The following is a 3,435-nucleotide window of genomic DNA, read 5'->3' on the forward strand; positions in this document are numbered from 1 at the left end:
CTTTGGGGAGGCCGCCGCTCTTATCTATACGGCAGGACAATCCGCTCCAGCCCTTGACTGGTCTAACTGGAATATCCTCAGTGTTACTAGCCCTATCTCAATCTTCCGTCAAGCAGAAACCTTGGCTGTCCATATCTGGAAAGTCAACAGTGAAGGAACCATTCCTGATGCTACCATTGTATCAGCTGGTTCTGCCGCCGTGCTCCTCATCTTTATCTTGATTTTTAACTTTGGAGCACGCAAACTCGGAAGCTATTTACACAAAAAATTAACCGCTGCCTAAAGGAGAAGCCATGTCAAAATATAACTGGGATGAAAAGCATATCATCACCTTTCCTGAAGAAAAAGTGGCCCTCTCAACCAAGGATTTACATGTTTACTATGGTAAAAATGAATCCATCAAGGGCATCGATATGCAATTTGAAAAAAATAAAATTACAGCCTTGATTGGCCCTTCTGGATCAGGGAAATCTACCTATCTTCGCAGTCTCAATCGGATGAATGATACCATTGATATTGCCAAGGTTACAGGTCAAATCCTCTATCAAGGGATTGACGTTAATCGTCCAGAAATCAATGTCTATGAGATGCGCAAGCATATCGGAATGGTTTTCCAACGTCCAAATCCCTTTGCCAAGTCTATTTACCGCAATATTACTTTTGCTCATGAACGTGCAGGAGTTAAGGACAAGCAAGTCTTGGATGAAATTGTGGAAACCTCTCTCCGACAGGCTGCCCTTTGGGACCAGGTCAAAGACGACCTCCACAAATCAGCCTTGATGCTTTCTGGTGGTCAGCAACAACGTCTCTGTATCGCTCGCGCTATCTCTGTCAAGCCAGACATCCTCTTGATGGATGAACCGGCTTCAGCCTTGGATCCGATTGCGACTGCCCAGCTAGAAGAAACTATGTTGGAATTGAAGAAGGACTTTACCATCATCATCGTTACTCACAGTATGCAACAGGCTGCGCGTGCAAGTGACTACACAGGATTTTTCTACTTGGGTGATTTGATTGAGTATGATAAGACATCCAATATTTTCCAAAATGCTAAGTTACAGTCAACCAATGACTATGTAACGGGACACTTTGGTTAGAAAGGAAACGGTATGTCAGAAGCGATTTTACAGGTGTCAGACCTGTCCGTTTATTACAATAAAAAGAAGGCCTTGAATAGTGTTTCCCTTTCTTTCCAACCCAAGGAAATAACGGCCTTGATTGGTCCTTCTGGATCAGGAAAGTCTACCCTGCTCAAAGCCATCAACCGCATGGGTGATCTAAATCCTGAGGTGACAACAACTGGATCAGTAGTCTATAATGGTCATAATATCTACAGCCCCCGTACCGATACGGTTGAATTGCGTAAGGAAATTGGTATGGTCTTTCAACAGCCCAATCCCTTCCCTATGTCTATCTACGAAAATGTTGTCTATGGGCTACGTATCAATGGGGTTAAGGATAAGCAAGTCCTTGATGAAGCAGTAGAAAAGGCCTTGCAACGTGCTTCTATCTGGGATGAAGTAAAGGATCGTTTGCATGATTCGGCCATTGGTCTCTCAGGTGGACAACAACAACGTGTTTGTGTTGCTCGTGTCTTAGCAACCAGTCCGAAAATTATCCTCTTAGATGAACCAACTTCAGCCTTGGACCCTATCTCTGCTGGTAAGATTGAGGAAACCTTGTATGGTCTAAAAGATAAATACACCATGCTCTTGGTAACGCGTTCGATGCAACAGGCCTCACGTATCTCTGATAAAACAGGGTTTTTCCTAGATGGGGATTTGATCGAGTTTAACGATACTAAGAAGATGTTCCTAGACCCACAACACAAGGAAACAGAAGATTATATTACAGGAAAATTTGGATAAGGAGTTGAATGATGTTACGATCTCAATTTGAAGAAGATTTGGAGAAATTGCACAACCAGTTCTATGCCATGGGACAGGAAGTGCTCTCGCAGATCAATCGTACAGTGCGTGCCTTTGTTACGCATGACCGTGATTTGGCAAAAGAAGTCATCGAAGACGATGCAGAAGTAAATGAATACGAAGTGAAGTTGGAGAAGAAATCATTTGAAATGATTGCCCTCCAACAACCTGTTTCGCAAGACCTTCGTACCGTCTTGACCGTTCTCAAGGCAGTGTCAGACGTGGAACGCATGGGAGATCATGCAGTGTCTATCGCTGAGGCGACTATTCGTATGAAGGGGGAGCAACGTATCCCTGCCGTTGAGGAAGAAATCAAAAAGATGGGACGCGACGTGAAAAACTTCGTTGAAGCAGCTCTAGATCTCTATCTCAACGGTTCTGTGGATCAAGCCTACGAAGTAGCGGCTATGGATGAAAAAATCAACCATTACTTTGATAGCATCCGTGATTTGGCTACAGAAGAAATTAGGAAAAATCCTGAAGCTATCGTTACAGGCCGTGATTACTTCCAGGTCATTTCCTTCTTGGAACGTATCGGGGACTACGCTAAAAATATCTGTGAATGGGTTGTTTACTTTGAAACAGGTAAAATCGTCGAACTCTAAGAAACGGTTTAAATATACAGAAAAAAGGCTGATTAGAATAAATCAGTCTTCTTTTTTACAAAAAGAATTGTTTTACAATCAAAATCTCTAAAAGGGTTGACAACTATTTTTAAAAGAGTTATAATTATTCAGGAAAAACAGAAAGGTTGTTTATTTATGAAGTTTAAGAAATGGATATTAGTTGTGTGTAGCATGCTTGCCAGTGTGGTTCTAGTAGCTTGCCAGTCAGGAACGGATAGTTCTCAGTCTGCTGTGGAGGCTATCAAACAAAAAGGCAAGCTAGTCGTTGCGACCAGCCCAGACTATGCACCTTTTGAATTCCAATCCTTGGTAGATGGTAAAAACCAAGTGGTTGGGGCAGATATTGATATGGCTCAAGCGATTGCGGATGAGCTTGGGGTTAAACTTGAAATCTCTAGCATGAGCTTTGACAATGTTTTGACCAGTCTTCAAACTGGAAAGGCCGACTTAGCCATTGCAGGAATTAGTGCCACAGATGAGAGAAAGGAAGTCTTTGACTTTTCAATCCCTTACTATGAAAACAAGATGAGTTTCTTGGTTAGAAAAGCCGATTTAGACAAATACAAGGATCTTTCAAGCCTCGCAAGTGCCAATATCGCAGCTCAAAAGGGAACTGTGCCAGAAACCATGGTCAAGGAACAATTGCCAAATGTCCAATTGACATCCTTGACCAATATGGGGGAAGCAGTTAATGAATTGCAGGCTGGAAAAGTGGATGCTGTTCATATGGATGAACCAGTTGCTCTTAGCTACGCAGGTAAAAACTCAGATCTTGCCGTTGCGACAGCTACTTTGACGATGAAAGATGGCGAAGCCAATGCCGTTGCTATTAAGAAGAATCAATCAGACTTGAAAGCAGTAGTCGATAAGGTTATCCAAAA

Annotated in this window: 4 protein-coding genes and 1 pseudogene; all 5 read left to right on the plus strand. The window is 42.6% G+C overall.

The annotated features are described in order from the left end of the window. Positions 1-283: pseudogene (locus tag SORDD16_RS11560) on the plus strand (phosphate ABC transporter permease PstA); the annotation flags it as partial. 10 nt (positions 284-293) lie between these two features. Continuing rightward, entirely contained in the window at positions 294-1,097 is an 804-nt protein-coding gene (pstB, locus tag SORDD16_RS03235) for a phosphate ABC transporter ATP-binding protein PstB (protein ID WP_061417102.1), read from the plus strand. Between the two features lie 12 nt (positions 1,098-1,109). Then, on the plus strand, positions 1,110-1,868 hold the full coding sequence (gene pstB, locus SORDD16_RS03240) for a phosphate ABC transporter ATP-binding protein PstB (RefSeq protein ID WP_061452363.1): 759 nt from the start codon (positions 1,110-1,112) through the stop codon (positions 1,866-1,868). Positions 1,869-1,879: 11 nt separating this feature from the next. Beyond that, the gene (phoU, locus tag SORDD16_RS03245; RefSeq protein WP_061452364.1) at positions 1,880-2,533 is read left to right on the plus strand and encodes a phosphate signaling complex protein PhoU; all 654 of its coding nucleotides are present in this window, start codon (positions 1,880-1,882) and stop codon (positions 2,531-2,533) included. Between the two features lie 156 nt (positions 2,534-2,689). Then, the coding region (locus SORDD16_RS03250) for an ABC transporter substrate-binding protein (protein WP_241733951.1) at positions 2,690-3,435 on the plus strand (746 nt) is incomplete at its 3' end.

Origin of the sequence: Streptococcus oralis (assembly GCF_001578945.1) — a bacterium.
GTDB classification, from domain to species: Bacteria; Bacillota; Bacilli; order Lactobacillales; family Streptococcaceae; genus Streptococcus; species Streptococcus oralis_Q.

Excerpts from the sequence above, each read along its gene's own strand:
- pstB (WP_061417102.1), top strand. The coding sequence starts at position 294 with ATGTCAAAATATAACTGGGATGAAAAGCATATCATCACCTTTCCTGAA.
- pstB (WP_061452363.1), top strand. The coding sequence starts at position 1,110 with ATGTCAGAAGCGATTTTACAGGTGTCAGACCTGTCCGTTTATTACAAT.
- phoU (WP_061452364.1), top strand. The coding sequence starts at position 1,880 with ATGTTACGATCTCAATTTGAAGAAGATTTGGAGAAATTGCACAACCAG.